The sequence below is a fragment of the Micromonospora sp. DT227 genome, from assembly GCF_049841835.1.
GTDB lineage: Bacteria > Actinomycetota > Actinomycetes > Mycobacteriales > Micromonosporaceae > Micromonospora.
Map to the genome: position 1 here is coordinate 462,605 of NZ_JBNCLA010000005.1, position 22,934 is coordinate 485,538.

The following is a 22,934-nucleotide window of genomic DNA, read 5'->3' on the forward strand; positions in this document are numbered from 1 at the left end:
TTCTCCCGGGTGTCCCGGCCGGCGGTGCGCTCGGTGTCCGGGGGGGCCCCCCTTTCACCACCGTCCTTAAAATCGGGGGCCCCTCCTTCGGATCCGACACGCCGACCGTGGGGTTGCGCCACGGGCGGGCGGGTCGAGCCGCCATGATGAGCGGGTGGGGGAGGGACGAGACATCCAGGTCAGCACCGAACCGCCGGCCCGCCGCGCGCCCGCGGCCACGCCGCCGGGCGATCCGCCGACCGGCGCGCGCTGGGACCCGGCGGGCGGCCTGGCCGCGCTGCGCGGCCTGCTGGCCCGGCCGCTGGCCTCCTACTACCTGCTGCTCTCCAGCGCCGGCCTGCTGCTGCTGATCGGCCTCACCATGGTATTCTCCGCGACCAGCGTGCGGGACTACGCCGAGGGCGGTGACGCCGCCGCCTCGCTGACCAAGCAGGCCGTGTTCGCGGTGATCGGCGTCGGCGCGTTCTGGGCCTGCCAGCGGCTGCCCGCGCGCACGTTCCGGGCGGTGAGCCGCCCCGCGCTCGGCGTGGCGGTGGCGCTGCTGCTCCTGCTCAACCTGCTGGTCGCGCTGGAGTCACTGTTCGGGGTGGCGTCCATCGGGCCGTTGAAGGGCGAACTCCTCTCGCTCTCCCTCGGCCCGATCTCGCTTCAGCCGGCCGAGGTGGCCAAGTTCGCGCTGGTGCTGTGGGCGGCGCACGTGCTGGCCCGCAAGGGCGCCGCGCTGGGCTGGTGGCGGGAGCTGGCCACGCCGCTGTTCCCGGTGGTCGGCCTGATCTTCGTACTGGTCGGCTACAACGACCTGGGCAGCATGCTGTGCCTGCTGGCGCTCGTGGTGGGTCTGCTCTGGGCGGCCGGCGTCCGGACCCGGGTCTTCGCCGCGCTCTCCGCGATCGGCCTGGCCGGCATCGGCCTGCTGGTCGCCGCCGCCTCGCTCGGCGCCGGCTCCGGTTCCCGGGACGCCGAGAACTACCGGCTGGGCCGGCTCACCATGTGGCTCGACCCGCCCGATCCGCAGACCTGCATCGAGCTGAAGCTGGAGAACTGCTACCAGCCCATCATGGCCCGGTACGCGATCGGCAACGGCGGCTGGTTCGGCGTCGGTCTGGGCCAGAGCGTCTTCAAGTGGGACTGGCTGCCCGAGGCGCACAACGACTTCATCTTCGCCATCGTCGCCGAGGAGTTGGGCGTGGTGGGCTGCACCGTGATCCTGGTGCTCTTCGCCGTGCTGGCGTACACCGGCATGCGCATCGCCCGCCGGGTGGAGGACCCGTTCCGCCGGCTCGCCGCGGCCGGTGTGACCGCCTGGCTGGTCGGTCAGGCCGTCATCAACATCGGCGGTGTCACCGGGCTGCTGCCGCTGACCGGCGTGCCGCTGCCGTTCATCTCCGACGGCGGCAGCGCGCTGGTGGTGACGCTGGCCGCGATCGGCATGCTGGCCTCCTTCGCCCGCGCCGAGCCGGACGCGGCCCGGGCCCTGAACGCCCGTCCGCCGGCCCGATGGGTCCGACTAGTGTGGGCCCCGTTGCCGCCGCTTCCCGGCCGGCGTCGCCGACCGGCGCCGCCCCCGGCGGACCGAGGGCCCGTGCCCCGGTCCCGACAGCGTCGGCAGGACGATCAGGCCGCGACCCGCGGCGCCCGGTCCGACCGGGCGCGTGCCGGCGCGGCGAACGAGAGGAGACGCTGATGGGTCCGCTGCGTTCGGTGGTGCTCTGCGGAGGGGGCACGGGTGGGCACATCTACCCGCTGCTCGCCTTCGCCGACTGCCTGCGCCGACACGACCCGAGCGTCCGGATCACCTGCCTGGGCACCCCGAAGGGGCTGGAGAACGAGCTGATCCCGCCGGCCGGCTATGACCTGCGGCAGATCCCCGCCTACCAGCTGCCCCGCTCGGTCAACATGAGCCTGGTGCGCACCCCGGACCGGATGTGGAAGGCGGCCCGCGCCGCGGGCAAGGTGATCGACGAGGTGCGGGCCGACGCGGTGGTCGGCTTCGGTGGGTACGTCTCGGTCCCCGGTTACCTGGCCGCGTGGCGGCGCGACCTGCCGATCGTCATCCACGAGGTGAACGTGCCGCCGGGCGTGGCGAACCGGATGGGCATGAAGTTCACCAAGCACGTCGCGGTGGGCTTCCCGCACCAGCCGGCCCAGTCCGAGGCGCTGCGCGACGCGCGGGTGGTCGGGGTGCCGCTGCGCCGCGGCATCGCCGGGCTGGACCGGGTGGCGCTGCGGGACGCCGCCCGCGCGCACTTCGGGCTCCGGCCCGACCTGCCGGTGCTCTTCGTGGCCGGCGGCTCGCAGGGCGCCCGCTCGATCAACCTGGCCGTCTCCGGCGCGGCGAAGGAGCTGGCCCGCAACGGCGTGCAGGTGCTGCACGTGATCGGCGCCCGCAACGAGCCGGTCTCCGTCCCCAGCGATCTGCCGGTGCCGTACGTGACGCTGCCGTACCTGTCCGAGATGGAGCTGGGTTACGCGGCGGCGGACCTGATGCTGGGCCGGGGCGGCGCGATGACCTGCGCCGAGGTGGCCGCGATCGGCCTGCCCACGGTCTACGTGCCCTACCCGCACAGCAACCAGGAGCAGAAGCGCAACGCGCTGCCCGTGGTGGAGGCCGGCGGCGGGCTGCTCGTCGACGACGCCGAGGTGACCCCGGCCTGGGTGGAGCGCACGGTGATCCCGCTGATCCGGGACCCGCGACGCCTCCACGCGATGAGCCACGCCGCGGCCGGCTACGGTCGCCGCGACGGCGACGTGGCGCTGCTGAACTTCGTCTACGAGGCGGTGAGCCGGTGAGCGCGAGGAGTGAGCTTGCGAGCCCCGCAGTCGCGAACAACGGTGGCTCCGTGATGGGCGTCGCCGCGACGGGAAGGTACCCCTCATGAACACCGCGCAGTTCACGCCCGCCGGCACGATGACCGCGGAGGACCTGGGCCGCATCCACCTGATCGGGGTGGGCGGGGTCGGGATGGCCGGGCTGGCCCGGCTCTTCCTCACCCGTGGCCTGCCGGTCTCCGGCAGCGAGCTGCGGGAGTGGCCGTCGCTGGCCGGCCTGCGCGCGCTGGGCGGGACGATCCACTCCACCCACGAGGCGGCCAACCTGGACGGGGTGGACACCGTCGTCTACTCCTCGGCCATCCCGCAGGACCACCTGGAGCTGGTCGAGGCGCGTCGGCGGGGTCTGCGGGTGCTGCACCGCTCCGAGGCGCTGGCGGCGGCGATGACCGGTCGGCGCACGGTGGCGGTGGCCGGCACGCACGGCAAGACGTCCACCACGTCGATGGTGACCATGGTGCTCCAGCAGGCCGGCGTCGATCCGTCCTTCGTCATCGGCGGGGAGATCTCCGAGGTCGGCTCCGGCGCGCACCACGGCACCGGCGAGCACTTCGTGGTCGAGGCGGACGAGAGCGACCGCTCCTTCCTCATCTACCGCCCGTACGTGTCGATCATCACGAACGTCGAGGCGGACCACCTCAACACGTACGGCGACCTGGCCACGCTGGAGGCGGCGTTCGCCGAGTTCGCCCGGCTCACCGACCCGGACGGTTTCGTCGTCACCTGCGCCGACGACGCCGGTGGCCGGCGGCTGGCCGAGACGCTCCGTGCGGAGGGCCGTCGGGTGTGGACGTACGGCGAGTCCGCCGACGCCGACCTGCGGATGAGCGACGTGGTCTCCTCGGCGCAGGGCGTGCGCTACCTGGCCGAGGTCGAGGGCCGGTCGCTGGGCGAGATCCGGCTGCCGATGCCGGGCCGGCACATGGCGCTCAACAGCGCCGCCGCGGTGCTCGCCGCGTACCTGCTGGAGCTGCCGGTGGCGGCGGCGGAGGCCGCGCTCGGCGCGTTCCCCGGCGTGCGGCGGCGGTTCGAGCGCAAGGGCGTGGCGGACGGCGTGCTGGTCTACGACGAGTACGCCTACCACCCCACCTCGATGACGCTGGCGTTGCAGACGCTGCGCGAGGTGGCCGGCGACGGCCGGCTGATCGTGGTCTTCCAGCCCTACCGGCTGTACCGCACCCGCGACCTCCAGGCGGAGATCGCCGCCGCGCTCGGCATCGCCGACGAGTTGGTGCTGTTGGAGGTCTTCGGTCCCGGCGAGCCGCGCCAGCCCGGTGAGGGGTCGGTCGCGCTGATCGAGGCGGTGCCGCTGCCGGCGGACCGGAAGGTCTTCGTCGAGGCGTGGGACGACGTGCCGGCCGAGGTGGCCCGGCGGGCCCGGACCGGCGACGTGGTGGTGACCATGGGCGCGCCGCCGATCTCGCTGATGGGTGACCAGTTGCTGGACGCCCTGCTGGCCCGCGCCGGCGGCGCCACGGCGCTCCGCGCCGGCGTCGGTCCGGACGGCGCGGCGGCCACCGCCGGATGAGTCCCGGCCCGGCCCGGGGCCGCACGCCCGGCCAGGACGGTGGCGCGGGGCGGCGCAGCCCGGTCCGGCGCTGGCAACTGGTCCGGGCCGGGGCGGACGCCGTGCCGCCGTCCACCCGTCGGTTCATGGCCCGGGCCCGGCAGCGGCGGATGCGCGCCGCGTTGCCGTGGGCGTTGGCCGCGGCGGTGGCCGCGTTGGCCGCGCTTGTCGCCTGGACGGTGCTCGGCACCGGGCTGTTCGGCGTCCGTGAGGTGCGGGTGGTCGGCGCGCGGCTGGTCACGGCGGTGGAGATCCGGGACGCCGCGGCGGTTCCGGACGACGCGCCGTTGGCCCGGGTGGACCTGGCCGCGACGGCCCGCCGGGTGGGCACGTTGCCGCCGGTGGCCCGGGCCACGGTGGAGCGGGACTGGCCGGCGACGCTGGTGATCCGGGTCGAGGAGCGGGTGCCGGTGGCCGCGGTGCCGCAGGGCGGGCGCTTCGCCGTGATGGACGCCGCCGGCGTGGTCTTCCAGCGCCTGGACCGGGCCCCGGCCGGGTTGCCGCTGGTCCGGGTGGCCCGGCCGGGGCCGGACGATCCGGGCACCCGGGCCGGGCTGGCGGTGCTCGCCGCGCTCGGGGAGAAGCTGCGCGCGGAACTTGTCACGGTGGACGTGGCCGGGCTGGCCCGGATCACGCTGCTGCTGCGCGACGACCGACAGGTCTTCTGGGGGGACGCCGCGCGCAGCGCGGACAAGTCGGCGGTGGCGACCGCGTTGTTGCCGCGCCGGGCGGACCGGATCGACGTCAGCGCGCCGGACGTGGTCACCTTCCAGTGACCGGTCACTCAGCGAACGGGCAGTGTGTGACCGGTCGCTCGGTCGGCGACACGCCGGAAAGGGTCCTTGGCTCCTGGCGCGGCGGCGCATACGTTGCCCCGAAGAGATCAGTGGTTGACATAACTCTAAGCCTCTAGTAGAGGGTGAGGGTTCTCCTCTGGTCCGGCCAAGCCGTGTGGGGTCGGCCCATGCCAATCTCGAAGGGAAAGGACCGGAGATGACACCTCCGCACAACTACCTGGCGGTCATCAAGGTCGTCGGCATCGGGGGCGGCGGCGTGAACGCCGTCAACCGGATGATCGAGGTTGGGCTCAAGGGCGTCGAGTTCATCGCGATCAACACCGACGCGCAGGCGCTGCTGATGAGCGACGCCGACGTCAAGCTCGACGTCGGCCGGGAACTGACCCGGGGGCTGGGCGCCGGCGCCAACCCGGACGTCGGCAAGAACGCCGCCGAGGACCACCGCGACGAGATCGAAGAGGTGCTCAAGGGCGCCGACATGGTGTTCGTCACCTGCGGCGAGGGCGGCGGCACCGGCACCGGCGGCGCGCCCGTGGTGGCGAACATCGCCCGCAAGCTCGGCGCGCTCACCATCGGTGTGGTCACCCGGCCGTTCTCGTTCGAGGGCAAGCGCCGCCAGGTGCAGGCCGAGGCGGGCATCGAGGAGCTGCGCAACCAGTGCGACACGCTCATCGTGATCCCGAACGACCGGCTGCTCGCGCTCGGCGACCGCAACATCTCCATGATGGACGCGTTCCGCACCGCGGACCAGGTCCTCCTCTCCGGTGTCCAGGGCATCACCGACCTGATCACCACGCCGGGCCTGATCAACCTCGACTTCGCCGACGTGAAGAGCGTGATGAGCGGCGCGGGCAGCGCGCTCATGGGCATCGGCAGCGCGCGGGGCGAGAACCGCGCCGTCGAGGCGGCCGAGGCGGCCATCTCCAGCCCGCTGCTGGAGCAGAGCATGGACGGCGCGCGGGGCGTGCTGCTCTCCATCGCCGGCGGCTCGGACCTCGGCCTGTTCGAGATCAACGACGCGGCGCAGCTGGTCACCGACGCGGCCCACCCGGACGCCAACATCATCTTCGGCGCGGTGATCGACGACGCGCTCGGCGACGAGGTGCGGGTGACGGTGATCGCGGCCGGCTTCGACGGTGGCACCCCGGCCTACAAGGCGGTCGACCCGCCGCGCAAGAGCAACCAGAACCCGCCCACCCAGCCGAACGCGCCGGCGAACCCGCCGGCCACCATGCCGGCGCCGCAGCAGCCGTCCCGCCGGGTGCTCTTCGACGACGTCGACGTGCCCGACTTCCTCAAGAACGGGTCCTGAGCCCCGCCGATGACGGATTCATCCACCGCGGTGCGACCCGAGCGTCGCGCCGAACTCGCGGCCGGGCTGGCCCGGGTCCGGGCCCGGATCGCCGACGCCTGTGCGGCGGCCGGCCGCCACGCCGACGAGGTCACCCTGGTCGCGGTGACCAAGACGTACCCGGCCGCCGACGTGGTCGCGCTGGCCGGGCTCGGTGTGACGGACGTGGGGGAGAACCGGGACCAGGAGGCGGCCGGAAAGGCGGCGGCGGTGGCCGGCGCCGGGGCGGTGCCGCGCTGGCACTTCATCGGGCAGTTGCAGCGCAACAAGGCCCGTTCGGTGGTCCGGTACGCCGACGTGGTCCAGTCGGTGGACAGCGTGCGGCTGGCGGCCGCCCTGGACGCCGCCGCGACCGGTGCCCGGGACCGCCCGCTGGACGTGTTGGTGCAGGTGAGCGTGGACGGTGACCCGGCCCGGGGTGGCGCGCTGCCGGGCGTCGCCGACCCGGAGCGGGGCCTCGACCCGGTGGCCGCCGCGGTGGCCGGGGCGGGCGGGCTGCGGCTGGCCGGCCTGATGGCGGTGGCCCCGCTGGGCTGGGAGCCGGACCGCGCGTTCGCCCGGCTGGCCGAGGTGGCGGCGCGGCTGCGTGCCGACCATCCGGACGCGACGGTGCTGTCGGCGGGGATGAGCGGCGACCTGGAGAGCGCGATCGGTCACGGCGCGACACATGTCCGCGTCGGCAGCGCGTTGCTCGGAATGCGCCCCACGCTGGGGTAGCCTGGCCCGGACGGAAGCAAATTACATCAGTGTTGTTCAGGACGGCGTCTCCCGAAGCCCGGGGGCCGTGGCGGGCGGGCCGCGAACCGCACGTCAGGGGATTGCCGGTCCGGTCCGGTGGGCATGATCGTCCACTCGTGATCAAGCGACACGGCACGGGGGCGCGTGCCGCATGGCGGACGGAAGGGCGCGGGGATGGGTGCACTGCGCAAGGCGGGGGTCTGGCTCGGTCTCGTCGAGGAGGACGACGAGCGGGCGTACGAGGACGGTGGCTACGACAAGAGTGGCTACCGTGACTCGTCGCGCTACCGGTCGAGCCGGTACGCCGAGGAGTTCGCCGACGAGGACGACGAGGAGTCGGAGGAGCCGCCGGCGCCTCGGACCCGGTCCGGTGAGCGGGGCCGGCTGACCGAGCGCGCCACCAGCCGCGCGGTCGACACCGACCGCTCCGAGGTCGAGCGCCCGGAGCGTCCGGAGCGGGCCGAGCGGTCCAGCAGTGTCCGCTCCATCACCCGGTCCTCCGCCGGCGAGGGTTCCGGCTCGTTGTCGTACCACACCCGGGACAATCTGGCCCTGGCGCCGCAGGCCCCGCCGCGCGAGCGGACGGTGGCCCCGGAGGACGAGCAGCGTTACCAGATCACCACGCTGCACCCGACCACCTACCGCGAGGCGCGGACCATCGGCGAGCACTTCCGGGACGGCGTTCCCGTGATCATCAATCTCACCGAGATGGACGAGGCGGACGCCCGCCGACTGGTCGACTTCGCCGCCGGGCTCGCGTTCGGCCTGCGCGGTACGATCGAGCGCGTGACCAACCGGGTGTTCCTGCTCTCACCGGCCAATGTCCAGGTCACCGCGGAGGACAAGGCCAAGATCGCTGAGGGCGGCTTTTTCAGCCTGAGCTAGCCCGCACGACCGAGGGACGTCGCCTGCTGTGTTGTCGATCCTGTTCCAGGTGCTCTACCTGCTGCTGTATTTCTTCCTGCTTGTCCTGTTGGCTCGATTTGTCCTCGGGGCCGTGCTCGCCTACGGCCGTCGCTGGCAACCCGGTCGGGGGGCATCGGCGGGACTGGAAGTCGTGTGGAGCGTCACTGATCCGCCCCTGCGAGCGTTGAGGCGTGTGATCCCACCACTGCGAATTGGTACCGTGAGCATCGACCTGGCCTCCCTTGTGCTCCTGGTTATCCTGTTCGTGCTGATGGAGTTCGTGTTACAGCGCCTGATCGTGGCGTTCGCCTGACCAGAGCGCTTTCGCGGCCGCAACTGACCCGAGGAGTTTCGATGCCGCTGACCCCGGCCGACGTCCACAACGTCGCCTTCAAAAAGCCGCCGATCGGCAAGCGGGGGTACGACGAGGAGGAGGTCGACGCCTTCCTGGACGAGGTCGAGCGTGAGCTGGCCCGTCTGATCGAGGAGAACAACGAGCTGCGCGCCCAGGTGGAGCGCGGCGGTCGGGGTGGCGCACCCGCCGGCCCCGGCGGCGACGCCCGGCTCGCGGCGGAGCTCAACGACGTCAAGGCCCAGCTCGACCGCGTGCAGCGCGACAAGGCGGCCGCCGAGCAGGCGGCCCGCGCGATGCAGGCCGAGCTGGAGCAGGTCCGCACCCAGGGCAGCCCGGTGGGCGTGACCGGGGACGGCGAGCAGCAGGCGCTGCGGGTGCTGATGATGGCCCAGCGCACCGCCGACGACCACGTCTCCGACGCCCGGCGCGAGGCCGACAGCCTGCTCTCCGAGGCCCGGTCCAAGGCCGAGGAGGTCACCCGCGAGGCGCGGGCCAAGGCCGACGCCCTGGAGCGGGACGCCCGCCAGCGGCACCAGGAGGCCATGGGCGGCCTGGACGCCAAGCGCACCGCGCTGTCGAAGCACATCGAGGAGCTCAAGCAGTTCGAGCGTGAGTACCGCACGCGCCTCAAGGCGTACCTGGAGAGCCAGCTGCGGGACCTCGACGGTCGTGGCCAGGGCATCGAGGTCGAGATGAACCGCGAGGGCACCCGTGCCGTCGGCGGCAGCAACGGCCTCGCCACCGCCGGCCTCGCCGGCTCCTTCGGCGGGGGCCGCGGCGCCGGCTCGCTCGAGTCCGGCCGCTGATCCCACGTCGGTGGCCGTCCCCGTGGCGGCCACCGACGGCACCAGTCCGACACGACGCGGCCGGGGGTGAGCCGTGATAGCCGCCAGCGTCCTGCTCATCCTCGTCGCGGTCGTGCTGCTGGTGGTCGGGCTGGCCGGTGGGTCCAGCTCGCTGCTGATCGTCTCGATCGCGGCCAGCCTGCTGTCCGCCGTCGCCTTCGTCGTGTTCGCCCGCCAGGCGGCCGCGGCCCGGGCCGCGGCGGGCCGGGAGGCCGGCCCGCGTTCCCGGACCGTTCCCGCCGGCCCGTCCCCGGACGAGCCGGTGAGCCCGGTCCCGCATCACACGTCCACGGTCGGTGCCGGTGGACCCGGGTGGCGGCAACCGCCCGGTCCGCCGGCGGCCGAGCCCTACGCGCCGCCCGCCCGCGCCTACTCACCGCCGGACGAGCCGGACGCCCGCGCCTACTCACAGCCGGACGCCCGTGGGTTCCCGCCGTCGGACGCCCCGGACGTCCCGTCGTCCGGCGACTATTCCTCGCCGATGGGGCCGGACGTCCCGTCGTCCGGTGCCCACTCGTCGCCGACGGGGTCGGATGCCGCGCCGTTCGTGGCCTACTCGCCGGTCGAGTCGGAGGCCGAGTCGACGCCCACCTCGCCCGCGCCGGGTGGGCCGCTCGCCGGCGATCCGTCGGCCGAGTTCCTCTCCGCCGGGGAGGTCGCCCGGCTGGTGCGACTGCCCGACGAGGTCCGGGTGGTCGACGGCCATCCCCGCTTCCACCTGGCCGACTGTCCCCACCTGGTGGGCCGGCCGGCCGAGTCGTTGCCGGTCGCCGAGGCGGTCGGGCTCGGCTTCACGCCGTGCGCGTACTGCGCCGCCGCCACCACGCTGCTCACCGACGCCCGGCCACGCTGACCATGACGACCGCGGACGCCCCGCTCACCGTCGCGGTGCGCGTGAAGCCCGGCGCGGCCCAGGCCCGGGTGGGCGGCCGGTTCGACGGGCCGTACGGCCCGGCCCTGGTCGTCGCCGTGCACGCGCCGGCGGTGGACGGCCGGGCCACCGAGGCGGCCCGGCGCGCGCTGGCCGACGCGCTCGGCGTCCGGCCGGCGGTGGTGTCGCTGCGGTCCGGCGCGGCCAGCCGGGACAAGCTCTTCCTGGTCGAGCGCCCGGCCGACCGCCTGCCCGAGGTGCTGCGTCGGCTGCGCGACGGCAGCGCGGAATGAGGGTCCGGCGGGCCGGTACGCGATGACGCCGGGGCTGAACCTCGCGCTGCTGGTGGGCGCCGCCGTGCTGCTGGTCGCGGTGGGCGCGGTGCGCTTCTCCACCCGGCTCGGCGTGCCCAGCCTCCTGGTCTACCTGGCGCTCGGCGTGCTCATCGGCGAGGCCGGCCTGGGCATCCGCTTCGACGACGTCGAGCTGACCCGGGTGCTGGGCTTCTGCGCGCTCATCGTGATCATCGCCGAGGGTGGCCTGAGCGCCCGGTGGAGCACGCTGCGGCCGGTGCTCGGCCTGGCGGCCGTGCTCTCCACGGTCGGCGTGGTGGTCAGCATCGTGGTCGTCGGCGTGGTGGTGCACCTGCTGCTCGGCCTGGACTGGCGGCTGGCCCTGCTCTACGGCGCGGTGCTCTCCTCCACCGACGCCGCGGCGGTCTTCGCCACGCTGCGCCGGCTCCGCCTGCCGCCCCGGCTGGTGGCCACGCTGGAGGCCGAGTCCGGGATGAACGACGCCCCGGTGGTCCTGCTGGTGCTGCTGCTGTCCCGGGCCGGCGTGGCGGCGGCCCACCCCTGGTGGTACGAGGTGCTGCTGCTCGGGTACGAGTTGGGCGCCGGCGCGGCGGTCGGCGTGGGCGCGGGCCTGGCCGGGCGGTACGCGCTGCGTCGTGCCGCGCTGCCCTCGGCCGGCCTCTACCCGATCGCGGTGGTGGGCTTCACCGTGCTGGCGTACGCGGCCGGTTCGGTGCTGCACGCCTCGGGCTTCCTCGCCGTCTACGTGGCCGGGGTGCTGCTCGGCAATTCGAACCTGCCGCACCGGCAGGCCATCCTCGGGTTCGCCGACGGGCTGGCCTGGCTGGCCCAGATCGGCCTGTTCGTGCTGCTGGGGCTGCTGGTCTCGCCGACCCGGCTGGACGCGGCGGTGCTGCCGGCCGTGATCACCGGCCTGGCCCTGCTGTTGTTCGCCCGGCCGCTGTCGGTGGCGGTCTCCGCGCTGCCGTTCCGGGTCTCCCGGCGTGAGCAGCTCTTCCTCTCCTGGGCCGGGCTGCGCGGCGCGGTGCCGATCGTGCTGGCCACCATCCCGCTCTCGCTGCGGGTGCCGGGCGCGGACCGGCTCTTCGACGCGGTCTTCGTACTGGTGGTGATCTTCACGCTGCTCCAGGCCGGCACGCTCGCTCCGGCCGCCCGCCGGTTGGGGGTTACCGCGCCGGCGGAGGCGAGCGAGATCCTGCTGGAGACCGCGCCGCTGGAGCGGATGCGGGCCGACCTGCTCCAGCTGGAGGTGCCGCCCGGCTCCCGGCTGGGCGGGGTGCACGTGGACGAGCTGCGGCTGCCGGTGGGCGCGGCGGTCACGCTGGTGCTGCGCGACGGGGTCGGGTTCGTGCCCGGCCCGGACACCCGGCTGAAGGTGGGGGACAGCCTGCTCATCGTGGCCACCGCGGGGGTGCGGGACGCCGCGGAGCGGCGGTTGCGGGCGGTCAGTCGTCGCGGTCGCCTGGCCCGGTGGTTTGGGGAGTACGGCGAGGACCGGACCGGCTGATCTGCTAGCGTTCCTTTTGCCCCGATAGTTGGCACTTCGGGGCGGAAAATCGGAGCGACGGTGCGGCACGTTGTCGGACGCCTGTACGTTCCGTATTCTTGCCAACCTCCGGAGTGCACGGCGGGACGCCGTGTGCCCCGTTCCGTTCGCGGGGGACGCGCCGGTGCCCCCTGCCCACGTACCGCTGACCGCCGCGCCACTGCGGCTGAGGGAGCTGACGATGGCGAAGCCAGCCGACACCAGGACCGCCGGTCGCAAGCCGGTGGCGAAGGCCACCCGCAGCGCGGCGGAGACCGAGAAGATCCGGGCCGCGCTGGCGGCGCGGCGGGACGAGCTCAACGCCGAGTACGATCAGACGCTGAGCGAGATCACCGAGCTGCAGCGCGACCGGCTGACCGACTCGGCCGGGGACGACCAGGCCGACACCGGCACCAAGACGTTCGAGCGTGAGCAGGAGATCTCTCTCGCCAACAGCATCAAGGAGCGGATCACGCAGGTCGAGCGCGCGTTGGAGCGGCTCGACGAGGGTGGCTACGGCTGGTGCGAGCGGTGCGGCAACCCGATCCCGGTGGAGCGGCTCGCCGCGTTCCCGTCGGCCACCCTCTGCGTGAGCTGCAAGCAGCTGGCGGAGCGGCGCTGACGTCGTCCGCTCCCCGGCGGCCGAACCGCAGACGGTGACCGCCACCGTCGCGAACGTCGATGGGGAGCAGATGACCGCAGCACCGCCCGCCGGGCCCGGCACCACCGAGTCGAGGGCCGGCGCCGCGCCCCGCCGCACGGCGGTCGGCCTGCTGCTCGGCGTCGCCCTCTTCTCGCTTCTTGCGGACCTGGGCACGAAGCAGCTCGCGCTCAGCGAGCTGCCCGGCCGGGAGGAGCCGCTGTCGGTGCTCGGCGGCGCCGTCTACTTCACGCTCACCCGCAACAGCGGGGCCGCCTGGAGCATCGGCGCGGACCACACCTGGATCTTCCCGCTGATCACGTTCGCGGTGATCGGGTGGATCGGCTGGATGGCGCTGCGGCTGCGCTCCCTGCCGTGGGCGGTGTCGCTGGGCCTGGTGCTGGGCGGGGCGCTGGGCAACCTCACCGACCGGATCTTCCGGGCGCCGGGGCACTTCGTCGGCCACGTGGTCGACATGATCAGCCTGTTCGGCCCGTACGGCGAGCACTACCCGGTGTTCAACCTGGCCGACAGCTCGCTGGTCTGCGGCGTGGTGCTGGCGGTCTTCCTGGAGCTGACCGGCCGGCAGCGCGACGGCTCCCGGGCCGGCGCGAAACCCACCACCGACGACGCCGCCCGGGCCGACGAGAAGGAGCGCGCGTGACCGCCGCGTACGCCACCGGTGGCGACCACCGTTCCCTGCCGGTCCCGGACGGGCTCGACGGCATGCGGCTGGACCAGGCCGTGTCCCGGCTGTTCGGGCTGTCCCGCACCGCCGCGGCGGCGCTCGTGGACGCCGGGGACGCGCTCGTCGACGGCGTGGCCCGGGCCAACTCGCACAAGGTGAAGGCCGGCGCCTGGCTGGAGGTCACGCTGCCCGCGCCGGTCGCCCCGCCGACCGTGGTGCCGCAGGCGGTGCCCGGCCTGACCGTGGTCTACGCCGACGACGACATCGTGGTGGTCGACAAGCCGGTCGGGGTGGCCGCGCACCCGAGCCCCGGCTGGACCGGCCCGACCGTGATCGGCGGGCTGGCCGGCATCGGCCACCGCATCTCCACCAGCGGCGCCGCCGAACGGCAGGGCGTGGTGCACCGGCTCGACGTGGGCACCACCGGGATCATGGCGGTGGCCAAGAGCGAGCTGGCCTACACGGCGTTGAAGCGCGCCTTCAAGGAGCGCGAGGTGGAGAAGCGCTACCACGCCGTGGTGCAGGGCCACCCGGACCCGCTGCGCGGCACCATCGACGCGCCGATCGACAGGCACCCGCACCACGACTACCGGTGGGCGGTGGTCTCCGGCGGCAAGCCGAGCATCACGCACTACGACACGCTGGAGGCGTTCCCCTCGGCCAGCCTGCTCGACGTGCGGCTGGAGACCGGGCGTACGCACCAGATCCGGGTGCACTTCTCCACCCTGCGGCACCCCTGCGTGGGCGACCTGACCTACGGCGCGGACCCGACCCTGTCGGGCCGGCTCAAGCTGTCCCGGCAGTGGCTGCACGCCCGCTCGCTGAGTTTCCGGCACCCGCGCACCGGCGACGAGGTCACGTTCGTCAGCGACTACCCGGACGACCTGGCCCGGGCGCTGGAGATCCTGCGCGACTGACCGTGGACGACGACGACACCGCGCCGCCGTGCCGCGCGCGTGCCGCGGCGCTCACCTGGCTCGCGCTCGGCTGCGCGCTGCTGGTGCTGGTGGTGGCCGTCGCGCAGCGGCGGGACCGGCCGGTCGGTGACCGCACGGTCGGCGAGGTGACCCGCGTCGGGGTGGCCGCCGGCGGTTCCGTTCCGGCGTACCAGCGGGCCGCCGGTGCGGAGCTGGCCCGGCTGGACGCGCCGGACGGCTGGGCGCTCGTCACGCTCGCCGCCTACCTGACGCCGGCCCGGGTGGCGACCACGTTGGCCGGGACGCCGGTCTCGGCGGTGATCGCGCGCGTGCCGCTGCCCGGCCGGCAGACCGAGATCGTTCGGATCGCCGCGCTGCGGCTGCCCGACGACGTGGTCGGCGGGATGGCCGGGGTCGCCGCACGCAAGGACCGGGAGGCCGCCGACTACCGGGCCCGCGCCGCCGCCCCGGCGGCCACCGCCGATCCCGGGCTCCGTCGGGAGTACGACACCGGCGCGGCGGTCGCGGCCCGGGAGGCGGCCGGCTACCGGGCCGGGTGCGCCTGTGTCTACGCCGCGGTGGTCCGGGCCGCACCGGACGCGCTGCGCGCGCTCGCCGACCGTCCCGGCGTACGGGTGGTGGATCCGGCGCCGGAGGTGACCCGGTTGGACCGGACCGTGTTCACCCCGCCGCTGCCCGAGCAGCGGGACGTGGCCCGGCCACCGGCCGACACCGGCCCGACCGGGGACGGCGGAATGGGCGATTCGTCGGAAGCCGCACCGACAGTGAGCGGACCTTCACCGGCCGGTCGGTCGCCGGTCCCCGGCTCCGCTCCGGCCAATGCCACTCCCACCTCCTGAGACGCCCGGATGCGCGCCGGTCCGCCGGGTGTCACGGTGAGCAGAGCCACCGGGCGATGTGCGGCGCGGGGAGTGGTCCGAATAGGGTTTCGTTCGTAGCCTGTCAGGCGTCAGATCGATGGGCTGGGGGAGGGCGAATCCTTGGACGGCAGCGAGACCGGCTGGGGTCGGCAGGGTGAGCCGGCACCGCGGTGGCGGGCGCTGCTCGACCGGGCCCGGCTCGGCGGTCGTGGCGCGGAGCACGCCGACGCCGACCGGCACGCCGAGGAATCCGTGCCGCCGCCCCCCGAAGCGCTGCCGCGCCGTGGCGCGGGCACCGGCTGGACCGGCCGCGCCGCCGCCGTCGGTCGCGCCGCCGACGGGTCGTACGCCGCCGAGCCCGGCTACCGGGCCGAGGCCACGTTCCGGGTTGACCCGGCCTTCCGCGCCGACCCGCGCCTCGACGGCGAGCCGGCGTACCGGGCGGAACCGGCGTACCGCACCGATCCGGAGCCGCTGGCCGAGCCGTCCTGGCGGGCCGAGCCGTCCTACACCCCGGAACCGCGCGAGCCGTCCTGGCGCGTCGACCCGTCCTACGCCACGGAGTCCCCGGCCGAGCCGCGCGCGGAGCCGTCCTGGCGACCCGAGCCGTCGTACCCCGCGGAGCCGCCGGCCGAGCCGTCCTGGCGGGCCGAGCCGGAGCCGCGCGGGCGGGCCGAGGCGCCCGTCGAGTCGCGATACTCCCTGCTCGACGGCGGCTACCGGCCCGCACCGCCGCCCGCCGAGTCCCGTTACGCGTTGCTGGACCGCGGCCGGTACCGGCCCGGCATCCCGCCGACGCCGGAACCACCCGTCGTGCCCACCCCGCGCCGGCCGGTCGAGGCACGGCCGGGTCGGATCGAGGCGGCCCCGGCGCGGTGGCGCGCCCCGGCGCCCGACGCCGAGCTGGAACGGGCCACCGGCGTGCTCCGCCGCGAGCTGGGCACCCCCCGGGTGCTCGCGTTCGCCAACCCCAAGGGCGGGGTGCACAAGACCACCGCCACCGTGCTCGCCGCCGCGACCGTGGGCAGCGTGCGCGGGCGCGGCGTGCTCGCCTGGGACGACAACGAGCTGCGGGGCACGCTGGGCCTGCGCGCCGGCAGCGCCCGACACGCCCGCACCATCCGCCACCTGGTCCACGACCTCGCGCAGATCGAGATCCTCGACGGCGACACCCTGCTGTCCCACCTCGACGACTACCTGCGGCACGCCGCCGACGGCTCGTACGACGTGCTGGCCGGCGAGGAGAGCCCGCGCTTCGCCCAGCGACTCGACCAGTTCACCGTCAAGCGGGTGCTGGAGCTGCTGCGCCGCACCCACGAGGTGGTCTGCGTGGACACCGGCAACAACGTGGAGAGCCCGAACTGGCGCACCGTCATGCAGGCCGCCGACCAGCTCGTGGTGACCACCGTGCCGCGTGAGGACGCCGCCTTCAGCGCGGACTGGATGCTCGACCTGCTGCACGAGGTGGGCATGGGCGAGCTGGCCGACAACGCGGTCACGTTGATCTCCTGCCCGACGCCGGGGCGCACCTCGCTCCAGGACGACCTGGAACGGCACTTCGCCACCCGTACCCGGGCGGTCACCGTGGTGCCCTACGACCCGGCGCTGGAGACCGGCTCCTCGATCGAGTACCACCAGCTCCAGGCCGAGACCCGGCACGCCTGGCTCAAGGCGGCGGCGGTGATGGTGGAGCCGTTCGCGCGCTGAGCGCCGACCACCGCCCCACGCCGTGCCCGGGCCTGAGAGGATCACCGGGTGAGCCCGGACACCCCTGATCCCGAGCGGACCGCCGACCGTCCCGGCGCCGCGGAGCAGCCGCCCGCCGAGCAGCCGTCCGGCTGGCCCGGTGGCCTTCCGGTGCCCGCCGGCACCCCGGTCACCGCGCCCGGCGCGGCCCCGCTCGCCGGCCATCCGGACGTCGTCCGGGAACTGCCCGGCGCGACGCCCGACCCGCGCCGCGACGGCGGCCGGCCGGTGGCAACGGTCCTCGGCGTGGTGGCGCTGCTCACCGCGCTCGGTGTGCCGCTGGGTCTGCTGTGGGCGTGGGCCGCGCCGGGCACGCCGGTGCGGCAGACGCCGGACGGCGCGGTGTACGCGGTCCCGCAGCCGGAGCAACCGATCGCGGCCGACGGCTGGTTCAGCCTCCTCGCGCTCGGCTTCGGGGTCCTCTCCGCCATCGCGCTGTGGGTGCTGCTGCGCCGCCGGCGCGGCCCGGTCGGCCTGCTCGCGGCCACGCTGGGCGGCCTCGGCGCGGCGGTGGTGGCCTGGCAGGTGGGCCGGCGGATCGGGCTGGGCACCTTCCAGCGGCTGCTGGACACCGCGCCGCCGGGCACCGACTTCACCAAGCCGGCCGACCTGCGCGCCGGCGGGATCGACTGGTTCGGTCCGCTGCCCCTGCCGCACGGCAACCTGCTGCTCGCGGCGTTCGGCGCGGCCGTCACGTACACGCTGCTGGCCGGCTGGTCGCGATGGCCGTCGCTGCGCCCCGAACCGGAGCCCGGTGCGTGGCCGGCCCCGCCCGGCCCGGACGGTGGGTGGCCGGCGGCGTCGGGCCCGGACGGTGCGTGGCCGGCGGCGTCGGGCCCGGACGGCGGTTGGCCGGCCCCGCCCGGCCCGGGCGGCGAGCGGCCACCCGCGTCGGAGGTCGCTGCGTGGCCGGCCGCGTCGGAGGTCGGTGGCCCGGGGCCGGCCGGCCCGGGGGACGGCGACCGGGCGGACCCGCCGGGGTTCAGTTCGGCGCCGGAAGACCCGCCAGCTCGCTGAGCGGCACCGGCACCGCCCGGACCTGACGCAGCAGCGCCGACTCGCGGTTGAGCAGGCGCAGCTCGGCGCGGAGCCGGCCGGGGGTGTCGTCGATGGCGAGCAGTCGCTGTCGGTCGGCGACGGTCAGCGCGGCGGTCGCCGCGACCAGGTGCGACAGCACGGTCGGGTCCTCCGGGAGCTGCTCGGAGATATCCTCCTGGTCCGGCCGGATCAGGCCGAGATAGTGCCGGAACACCGAGATCACCCGGGCCGCCAGCACGTCGGCCACCTCGTCCGGGCCGGTCGGCTCGGGCAGCCACTCCACCTCGGCGGTGAGGTACGGCTCGGCGTCGTCGTCGATCTCGGCGATGCGGAACCGGCGCCGGCCCACCGTGACGATGTCGAACCCGCCGTCGGCCAGCTCGGTGACCTGCCGCAGCTCGGCCGTGCAGCCCACCTCGTGCAGGGTGATCTCGCCGCCGGCCAGCCCGGAGCGGCCCGGCGGCCCGGCCGGCGCGACCTCCCAGCCGGCCTGGATCGCCACCACGCCGAACTCGCGTGGCGCGCCCTCGGGCAGCCCGACCAGGTGGCGGACCAGGGCTCGGTAACGCTCCTCGAAGATGTGCAGCGGAAGGACCAGCCCGGGGAAGAGGACGGTCCCGAGCGGGAACACCGGCAGCCGTGCGCTCACGTGATCGAGCGTAGCTCCCCCGCGCCCGGCCTGCGTGTCCCGGCTCACCGTCCCGGCGTACGGGCGGCCCCGGTGGGTCCGACCGGCGGCGGCCTAGACTCGCAGGTGTGCTGAATCGGATCGACCTGCGCGGCGGGGTGCCCGACCCGCGCCGCCTGCTGCCCCGTGCCCAGCTCGACGTCTCCGTCGCGGTCGAGCGGATCCGCCCCCTCGTCGAGGCGGTCCGCGAGCATGGCTACCCGGCGATCCGGGAGGCCAGCGAGCGGTTCGACGGCGTCGCGCCGGAGCATCTGCGGGTGCCGGTCGAGGTGATCCGCGCCGCCGAGGGCGAGCTGGACCCGCAGGTCCGCGCCGCGCTGCTGGAGTCGATCACCCGGGCCCGCAAGGTCCACGCCGACCAGCGCCGGACCGACCACACCACGACCGTGGTGCCCGGCGGCACGGTGACCGAGCGGTGGGTGCCGGTCGACCGGGTGGGCCTCTACGTCCCCGGCGGCCTGGCCATGTACCCGTCGACGGTGGTGATGAACGTGGTCCCGGCCCAGGCGGCCGGGGTGCGCTCGCTGGTGGTGGCGAGCCCGCCGCAGAAGGACAACGACGGCCTGCCCGACCCGCGGGTCCTCGCCGCCTGCGCGCTGCTCGGCGTGGACGAGGTGTACGCGGTCGGCGGCGCCCAGGCGGTGGCCATGCTCGCGTACGGCGCGACTGTCGACCCGGCCGGAGACGAGCGCTGCGACCCGGTCGACATGATCACCGGTCCGGGCAACATCTGGGTCACCGCCGCGAAGCGGCTGCTGCGCGGCGTGGTCGGCATCGACGCCGAGGCCGGCCCGACCGAGATCGCCGTCCTGGCCGACCACACCGCCGACCCGGCGCACGTCGCCGCCGACCTGATCAGCCAGGCCGAGCACGACCCGCTGGCGGCCAGCGTGCTGGTCACGCCGTCGACCGAGCTGGCCGACGCGGTCGACGCCGAGCTGGCCCGGCAGGTGCCGGCGGCCAAGCACGCCGAGCGGATCGGCACCGCGCTGCGCGGCGAGCAGAGCGGCGTGGTCCTCGTCGACGACCTGGCGGCCGGGCTGCGGGTGGTCGACGCGTACGCGGCCGAGCACCTGGAGATCCAGACCGAGAACGCCCGCGAGTGGGCGTTGCGGGTGCGCAACGCCGGTGCGATCTTCGTGGGCGCCTGGTCGCCGGTGTCGCTCGGCGACTACTGCGCCGGCTCCAACCACGTGCTGCCCACCGGCGGCTGCGCCCGGCACTCCTCCGGGTTGTCCGTGCAGTCCTTCCTGCGCGGCGTCCACCTGGTGGAATACACCGAGCAGGCGCTGCGCGAGGTGGCCCCGCACGTGGTCACGCTGGCCGGCGTGGAGGACCTGCCGGCGCACGGCCAGGCGGTCCGCGTCCGCTTCCCCGGAGACGACTCGTGACCACGCTCGATGACCTGCCGATCCGGGACGACCTGCGCGGACGCTCCCCGTACGGCGCGCCGCAGCTCGACGTGCCGGTGCGGCTGAACACCAACGAGAACTCCTACCCGGTGCCCGAGCCGGTGGTCGAGGCGATCGGCAAGGCGGTCGCGGCCGAGCTGCGTGACCTGAACCGTTACCCGGACCGGGACGCGGTGGCGCTCCGCGCCGACCTGGCCGCGTACCTGGGCCACGACCTCACCGCCGACCACGTGTGGGCGGCCAACGGCTCCAACGAGATCCAGCAGCAGTTGCTCCAGGCGTTCGGCGGCCCCGGGCGCACCGCGCTCGGCTTCACCCCGGCGTACTCGATGCACCCGCTGCTGGCGCTCGGCACCGGCACCGGGTGGATCCCCGGCGTCCGGGGCGCCGACTTCGGGCTGACCGCCGCCGACGCGGTCGACCAGGTGCGCGCGCACCGCCCGGACGTGGTGTTCCTCTGCTCGCCGAACAACCCGACCGGCACCGCGCTCGACCCGGCCGTGGTCGCCGCCGTGCTGGCCGAGGCGCCCGGCATGGTGGTGGTGGACGAGGCGTACGCGGAGTTCGCCCGGCCCGGCACGGTGAGCGCGCTCGCCGTGCTGCCCGGCCACCCCCGACTGGTGGTCACCCGCACCATGAGCAAGGCGTTCGGGTTCGCCGGCGGCCGGCTGGGTTACCTGGCCGCCGACCCGGCGGTGGTGGCGGCGGTGCAGCTGGTCCGGCTGCCGTACCACCTCTCCGCGCTCACCCAGGCCGCCGCCCGGGCGGCGCTGGCGCACCGGGACGCGTTGCTCGGCACCGTCTCCGCGATCATGGTCCAGCGCGACCGGATCGTCGCCGAGCTGCGCGCGCGGGGGCGCCGGGTGGCCGACAGCGACGCCAACTTCGTGCTGTTCGACGTCGGCGGCGACCAGGGCGCCGCCTGGCGTACCCTGCTCGACGCCGGCGTGCTGGTCCGCGACGTCGGCCTGCCCGGCTGGCTGCGGGTCACCGCCGGAACCCCGGCCGAGACCGACGCCTTTCTGTCCGCGATGGAGAAGTTGTCATGAACCGCACCGCCCGGATCGAGCGGGTCACCAACGAGACCAAGGTGCTTGTCGAGATCGACCTCGACGGCACCGGCAAGGCCGACATCGAGACCGGCGTCGGCTTCTACGACCACATGCTGAACCAGATCGCCCGGCACGGCGGCTTCGACCTGACCGTGCACACGGTCGGCGACCTGGAGATCGACGCGCACCACACCATGGAGGACACCGTGCTCGCGCTGGGCACGGCGTTCGACCGGGCGCTGGGCGACAAGGCCGGCATCCGGCGGTACGGCTCGGCCACCGTCCCGATGGACGAGGTGCTGGTACGGGCCGCGGTCGACCTGTCCGGCCGGCCGTACGTGGTGCACGACGAGCCGGCGCTGTCGCCGTACATCGGGCCGGTCTACCCGACCAGCATGACCCGGCACATCTGGGAGTCGTTCGGCCAGTCGGCCCGGGTCACGCTGCACGTGGACGTGCTGCGGGCGGCCCGGCCCGGCGGCCACCCGGACGCGCACCACGTGGTCGAGGCCCAGTTCAAGGCCGTGTCCCGGGCGCTGCGTGAGGCGACCGCGATCGATCCGCGCAGCGCCGGCGTGGTGCCGTCCACGAAGGGTGCGCTCTGATGAGCGCGAGGAACGCAGCGCAGCGGAGTCCCGCAGTCGCGAATGAAAGGCGGCCCCGCCTGTGAAGGTGTTGCCGACGCTGCTGCTGATCCTGGCCGGGGTGCTGGTCGGCGGGACGTGGTCGCTCTACAAGCAGGGCGCCGCCCGCGCCGCCGTGGTGGTCACCGGCCTGCTGGCCGTGCTGGCCACCGCCGGCGGGCTGCTCTGGCTGCTGCCCGGGGAGGGCTGATGGCCCGGCGGGTGGTGGTGCTCGACTACGGCTCGGGCAACCTGCGTTCGGCCGAGCGCGCGCTGGAGCGGGCCGGTGCGGACGTCACCGTGACCGACGACCTGACCGCCGCCGCCGGGGCCGACGGCCTGGTGGTGCCGGGCGTCGGCGCGTACGCCGCGTGCATGGCGGGCATCGAGGCGCTCGGCGCGGGCCCGGTGATCGCCGAGCGGGTGGCGGCGGGCCGCCCGGTGCTCGGCATCTGCGTCGGCATGCAGGTGCTCTTCGAACACGGCGACGAGCACGGCGTCGTGACCAAGGGCCTGGGCCTGCTGCCCGGCGGGGTGACGAAGCTGCCCGCGCCGCGCCTGCCGCACATGGGCTGGAACACGGTGTGCCCGCCGGACGGGTCGGTGCTCTTCGCCGGCCTGCCGGCCGATGCCCGGTTCTACTTCGTGCACTCCTACGGGGTCACCGACCCGGCCGCGCTCGCCGCCGCCGGCGCCGTCGTGACCACCGCGCACCACGGCGGCGACTTCGTCGCGGCGGTGGAGCGGGGGGCGCTGTCCGCCGCCCAGTTCCACCCGGAGAAGTCGGCCGACACGGGCGCGGCGCTCCTGCGCAACTGGCTCGGCACTTTTGAGTAAGGAGCGGGCCCGCCGTCGGGCGGCCCGCGAGGCCGAGCAGGAGCGGGAACGCGCCGTCCGGGCCCGGCGGGTGGCCCGTCGGGAGCGGCGCCGGGCCTGGGTACGCCGGCTGACGCCCCGCCTGCGGCGGGGGCGCACCGGTCGGCTGCGCCGGCACAGCCGGCGGGAGCGGGCGGCCATCGTGCTGCTCACCGCCGTCGCGGTGGTCGGCATCTGGAGTTTCGTCGACGACCTCGCGCTGCGTCTGGCGTTGGTCGTGTTGTTGCTGCTGGTCCTGCCGGCGATCGTGGTGATCGCGTTGGACCGTCGTTGAG

25 protein-coding genes are annotated in these 22,934 nt (G+C 74.8%); 24 read left to right on the plus strand and 1 reads right to left on the minus strand.

Annotated elements, in window-relative coordinates:
* Positions 1-268 precede the first annotated feature (268 nt).
* The 18 genes from ACLQ2W_RS20265 to ACLQ2W_RS20350 all read left to right on the plus strand — a co-directional run bounded on the left by ACLQ2W_RS20265 (position 269) and on the right by ACLQ2W_RS20350 (position 17,987).
* Complete coding sequence (locus ACLQ2W_RS20265; RefSeq protein WP_405094285.1) at positions 269-1,684, plus strand: FtsW/RodA/SpoVE family cell cycle protein; 1,416 nt, start codon at positions 269-271, stop codon at positions 1,682-1,684.
* The gene (murG, locus tag ACLQ2W_RS20270) at positions 1,684-2,790 is read left to right on the plus strand and encodes an undecaprenyldiphospho-muramoylpentapeptide beta-N-acetylglucosaminyltransferase (RefSeq protein WP_425787759.1); all 1,107 of its coding nucleotides are present in this window, start codon (positions 1,684-1,686) and stop codon (positions 2,788-2,790) included. The genes ACLQ2W_RS20265 and murG overlap by 1 nt, the downstream gene beginning before the upstream one ends.
* Positions 2,791-2,875: 85 nt before the next feature.
* Positions 2,876-4,357, plus strand: coding sequence for a UDP-N-acetylmuramate--L-alanine ligase (gene murC, locus ACLQ2W_RS20275; RefSeq protein ID WP_425787760.1), 1,482 nt, complete (start codon positions 2,876-2,878; stop codon positions 4,355-4,357).
* Complete coding sequence (locus ACLQ2W_RS20280) at positions 4,354-5,172, plus strand: cell division protein FtsQ/DivIB (protein ID WP_425787761.1); 819 nt, start codon at positions 4,354-4,356, stop codon at positions 5,170-5,172. The genes murC and ACLQ2W_RS20280 overlap by 4 nt, the downstream gene beginning before the upstream one ends.
* A 217-nt stretch (positions 5,173-5,389) precedes the next feature.
* Entirely contained in the window at positions 5,390-6,505 is a 1,116-nt protein-coding gene (gene ftsZ, locus ACLQ2W_RS20285; RefSeq protein ID WP_107157603.1) for a cell division protein FtsZ, read from the plus strand.
* Positions 6,506-6,514: 9 nt separating this feature from the next.
* Complete coding sequence (locus ACLQ2W_RS20290) at positions 6,515-7,261, plus strand: YggS family pyridoxal phosphate-dependent enzyme (RefSeq protein WP_425787762.1); 747 nt, start codon at positions 6,515-6,517, stop codon at positions 7,259-7,261.
* Positions 7,262-7,456: 195 nt separating this feature from the next.
* Positions 7,457-8,167 (plus strand): cell division protein SepF, encoded by a 711-nt coding sequence (locus tag ACLQ2W_RS20295; RefSeq protein ID WP_425787763.1) that lies wholly within the window; start codon positions 7,457-7,459, stop codon positions 8,165-8,167.
* A 28-nt stretch (positions 8,168-8,195) separates the two neighbouring features.
* Entirely contained in the window at positions 8,196-8,501 is a 306-nt protein-coding gene (locus ACLQ2W_RS20300) for a YggT family protein (RefSeq protein ID WP_091059628.1), read from the plus strand.
* Positions 8,502-8,542: 41 nt separating this feature from the next.
* Positions 8,543-9,349: a DivIVA domain-containing protein gene (locus tag ACLQ2W_RS20305; protein ID WP_107157600.1), complete on the plus strand. Its 807-nt coding sequence runs from the start codon at positions 8,543-8,545 to the stop codon at positions 9,347-9,349.
* Positions 9,350-9,650: 301 nt separating this feature from the next.
* Positions 9,651-10,241, plus strand: a complete 591-nt coding sequence (locus ACLQ2W_RS20310) for a hypothetical protein (RefSeq protein ID WP_425787882.1) — start codon at positions 9,651-9,653, stop codon at positions 10,239-10,241.
* 2 nt (positions 10,242-10,243) lie between these two features.
* Positions 10,244-10,552 (plus strand): DUF167 domain-containing protein, encoded by a 309-nt coding sequence (locus ACLQ2W_RS20315; protein WP_425787764.1) that lies wholly within the window; start codon positions 10,244-10,246, stop codon positions 10,550-10,552.
* Positions 10,553-10,574: 22 nt separating this feature from the next.
* The gene (locus tag ACLQ2W_RS20320) at positions 10,575-12,080 is read left to right on the plus strand and encodes a potassium/proton antiporter (protein WP_405090519.1); all 1,506 of its coding nucleotides are present in this window, start codon (positions 10,575-10,577) and stop codon (positions 12,078-12,080) included.
* Positions 12,081-12,300: 220 nt separating this feature from the next.
* Positions 12,301-12,720 (plus strand): TraR/DksA family transcriptional regulator, encoded by a 420-nt coding sequence (locus ACLQ2W_RS20325; RefSeq protein WP_107157596.1) that lies wholly within the window; start codon positions 12,301-12,303, stop codon positions 12,718-12,720.
* Between the two features lie 70 nt (positions 12,721-12,790).
* Complete coding sequence (lspA, locus tag ACLQ2W_RS20330) at positions 12,791-13,402, plus strand: signal peptidase II (RefSeq protein WP_425787765.1); 612 nt, start codon at positions 12,791-12,793, stop codon at positions 13,400-13,402.
* Entirely contained in the window at positions 13,399-14,343 is a 945-nt protein-coding gene (locus tag ACLQ2W_RS20335) for an RluA family pseudouridine synthase (RefSeq protein WP_107157595.1), read from the plus strand. The genes lspA and ACLQ2W_RS20335 overlap by 4 nt, the downstream gene beginning before the upstream one ends.
* A gap of 2 nt (positions 14,344-14,345) precedes the next feature.
* On the plus strand, positions 14,346-15,203 hold the full coding sequence (locus ACLQ2W_RS20340) for a hypothetical protein (RefSeq protein WP_425787766.1): 858 nt from the start codon (positions 14,346-14,348) through the stop codon (positions 15,201-15,203).
* A gap of 141 nt (positions 15,204-15,344) precedes the next feature.
* Entirely contained in the window at positions 15,345-16,931 is a 1,587-nt protein-coding gene (locus ACLQ2W_RS20345; protein WP_425787767.1) for an ATPase, read from the plus strand.
* Positions 16,932-16,979: 48 nt separating this feature from the next.
* The gene (locus ACLQ2W_RS20350) at positions 16,980-17,987 is read left to right on the plus strand and encodes a DUF2567 domain-containing protein (protein WP_425787768.1); all 1,008 of its coding nucleotides are present in this window, start codon (positions 16,980-16,982) and stop codon (positions 17,985-17,987) included.
* Here ACLQ2W_RS20350 and ACLQ2W_RS20355 read toward each other — a convergent pair.
* Positions 17,953-18,657 (minus strand): LON peptidase substrate-binding domain-containing protein, encoded by a 705-nt coding sequence (locus tag ACLQ2W_RS20355; protein ID WP_425787769.1) that lies wholly within the window; start codon positions 18,655-18,657, stop codon positions 17,953-17,955. The two genes, ACLQ2W_RS20350 and ACLQ2W_RS20355, sit on opposite strands and share 35 nt — an antisense overlap.
* Before the next feature lie 107 nt (positions 18,658-18,764).
* Here ACLQ2W_RS20355 and hisD point away from each other — a divergent pair, with 107 nt between their 5' ends.
* The 6 genes from hisD (at position 18,765) to ACLQ2W_RS20385 (ending at position 22,933) form a co-directional block, all read left to right on the plus strand.
* Positions 18,765-20,087: a histidinol dehydrogenase gene (hisD, locus tag ACLQ2W_RS20360; RefSeq protein ID WP_281936566.1), complete on the plus strand. Its 1,323-nt coding sequence runs from the start codon at positions 18,765-18,767 to the stop codon at positions 20,085-20,087.
* Positions 20,084-21,157, plus strand: coding sequence for a histidinol-phosphate transaminase (locus ACLQ2W_RS20365; RefSeq protein ID WP_425787770.1), 1,074 nt, complete (start codon positions 20,084-20,086; stop codon positions 21,155-21,157). Before hisD ends, ACLQ2W_RS20365 begins: the two co-directional genes overlap by 4 nt.
* Positions 21,154-21,765: an imidazoleglycerol-phosphate dehydratase HisB gene (gene hisB, locus ACLQ2W_RS20370; RefSeq protein WP_425787771.1), complete on the plus strand. Its 612-nt coding sequence runs from the start codon at positions 21,154-21,156 to the stop codon at positions 21,763-21,765. Before ACLQ2W_RS20365 ends, hisB begins: the two co-directional genes overlap by 4 nt.
* A 61-nt stretch (positions 21,766-21,826) precedes the next feature.
* Positions 21,827-21,994: a hypothetical protein gene (locus ACLQ2W_RS20375; protein WP_199199777.1), complete on the plus strand. Its 168-nt coding sequence runs from the start codon at positions 21,827-21,829 to the stop codon at positions 21,992-21,994.
* Positions 21,994-22,620: an imidazole glycerol phosphate synthase subunit HisH gene (gene hisH, locus ACLQ2W_RS20380; protein ID WP_425787772.1), complete on the plus strand. Its 627-nt coding sequence runs from the start codon at positions 21,994-21,996 to the stop codon at positions 22,618-22,620. Before ACLQ2W_RS20375 ends, hisH begins: the two co-directional genes overlap by 1 nt.
* A complete protein-coding gene (locus ACLQ2W_RS20385; RefSeq protein ID WP_425787773.1) occupies positions 22,613-22,933 on the plus strand; it encodes a hypothetical protein in 321 nt (106 codons plus the stop codon). The genes hisH and ACLQ2W_RS20385 overlap by 8 nt, the downstream gene beginning before the upstream one ends.
* Position 22,934: the final 1 nt, after the last annotated feature.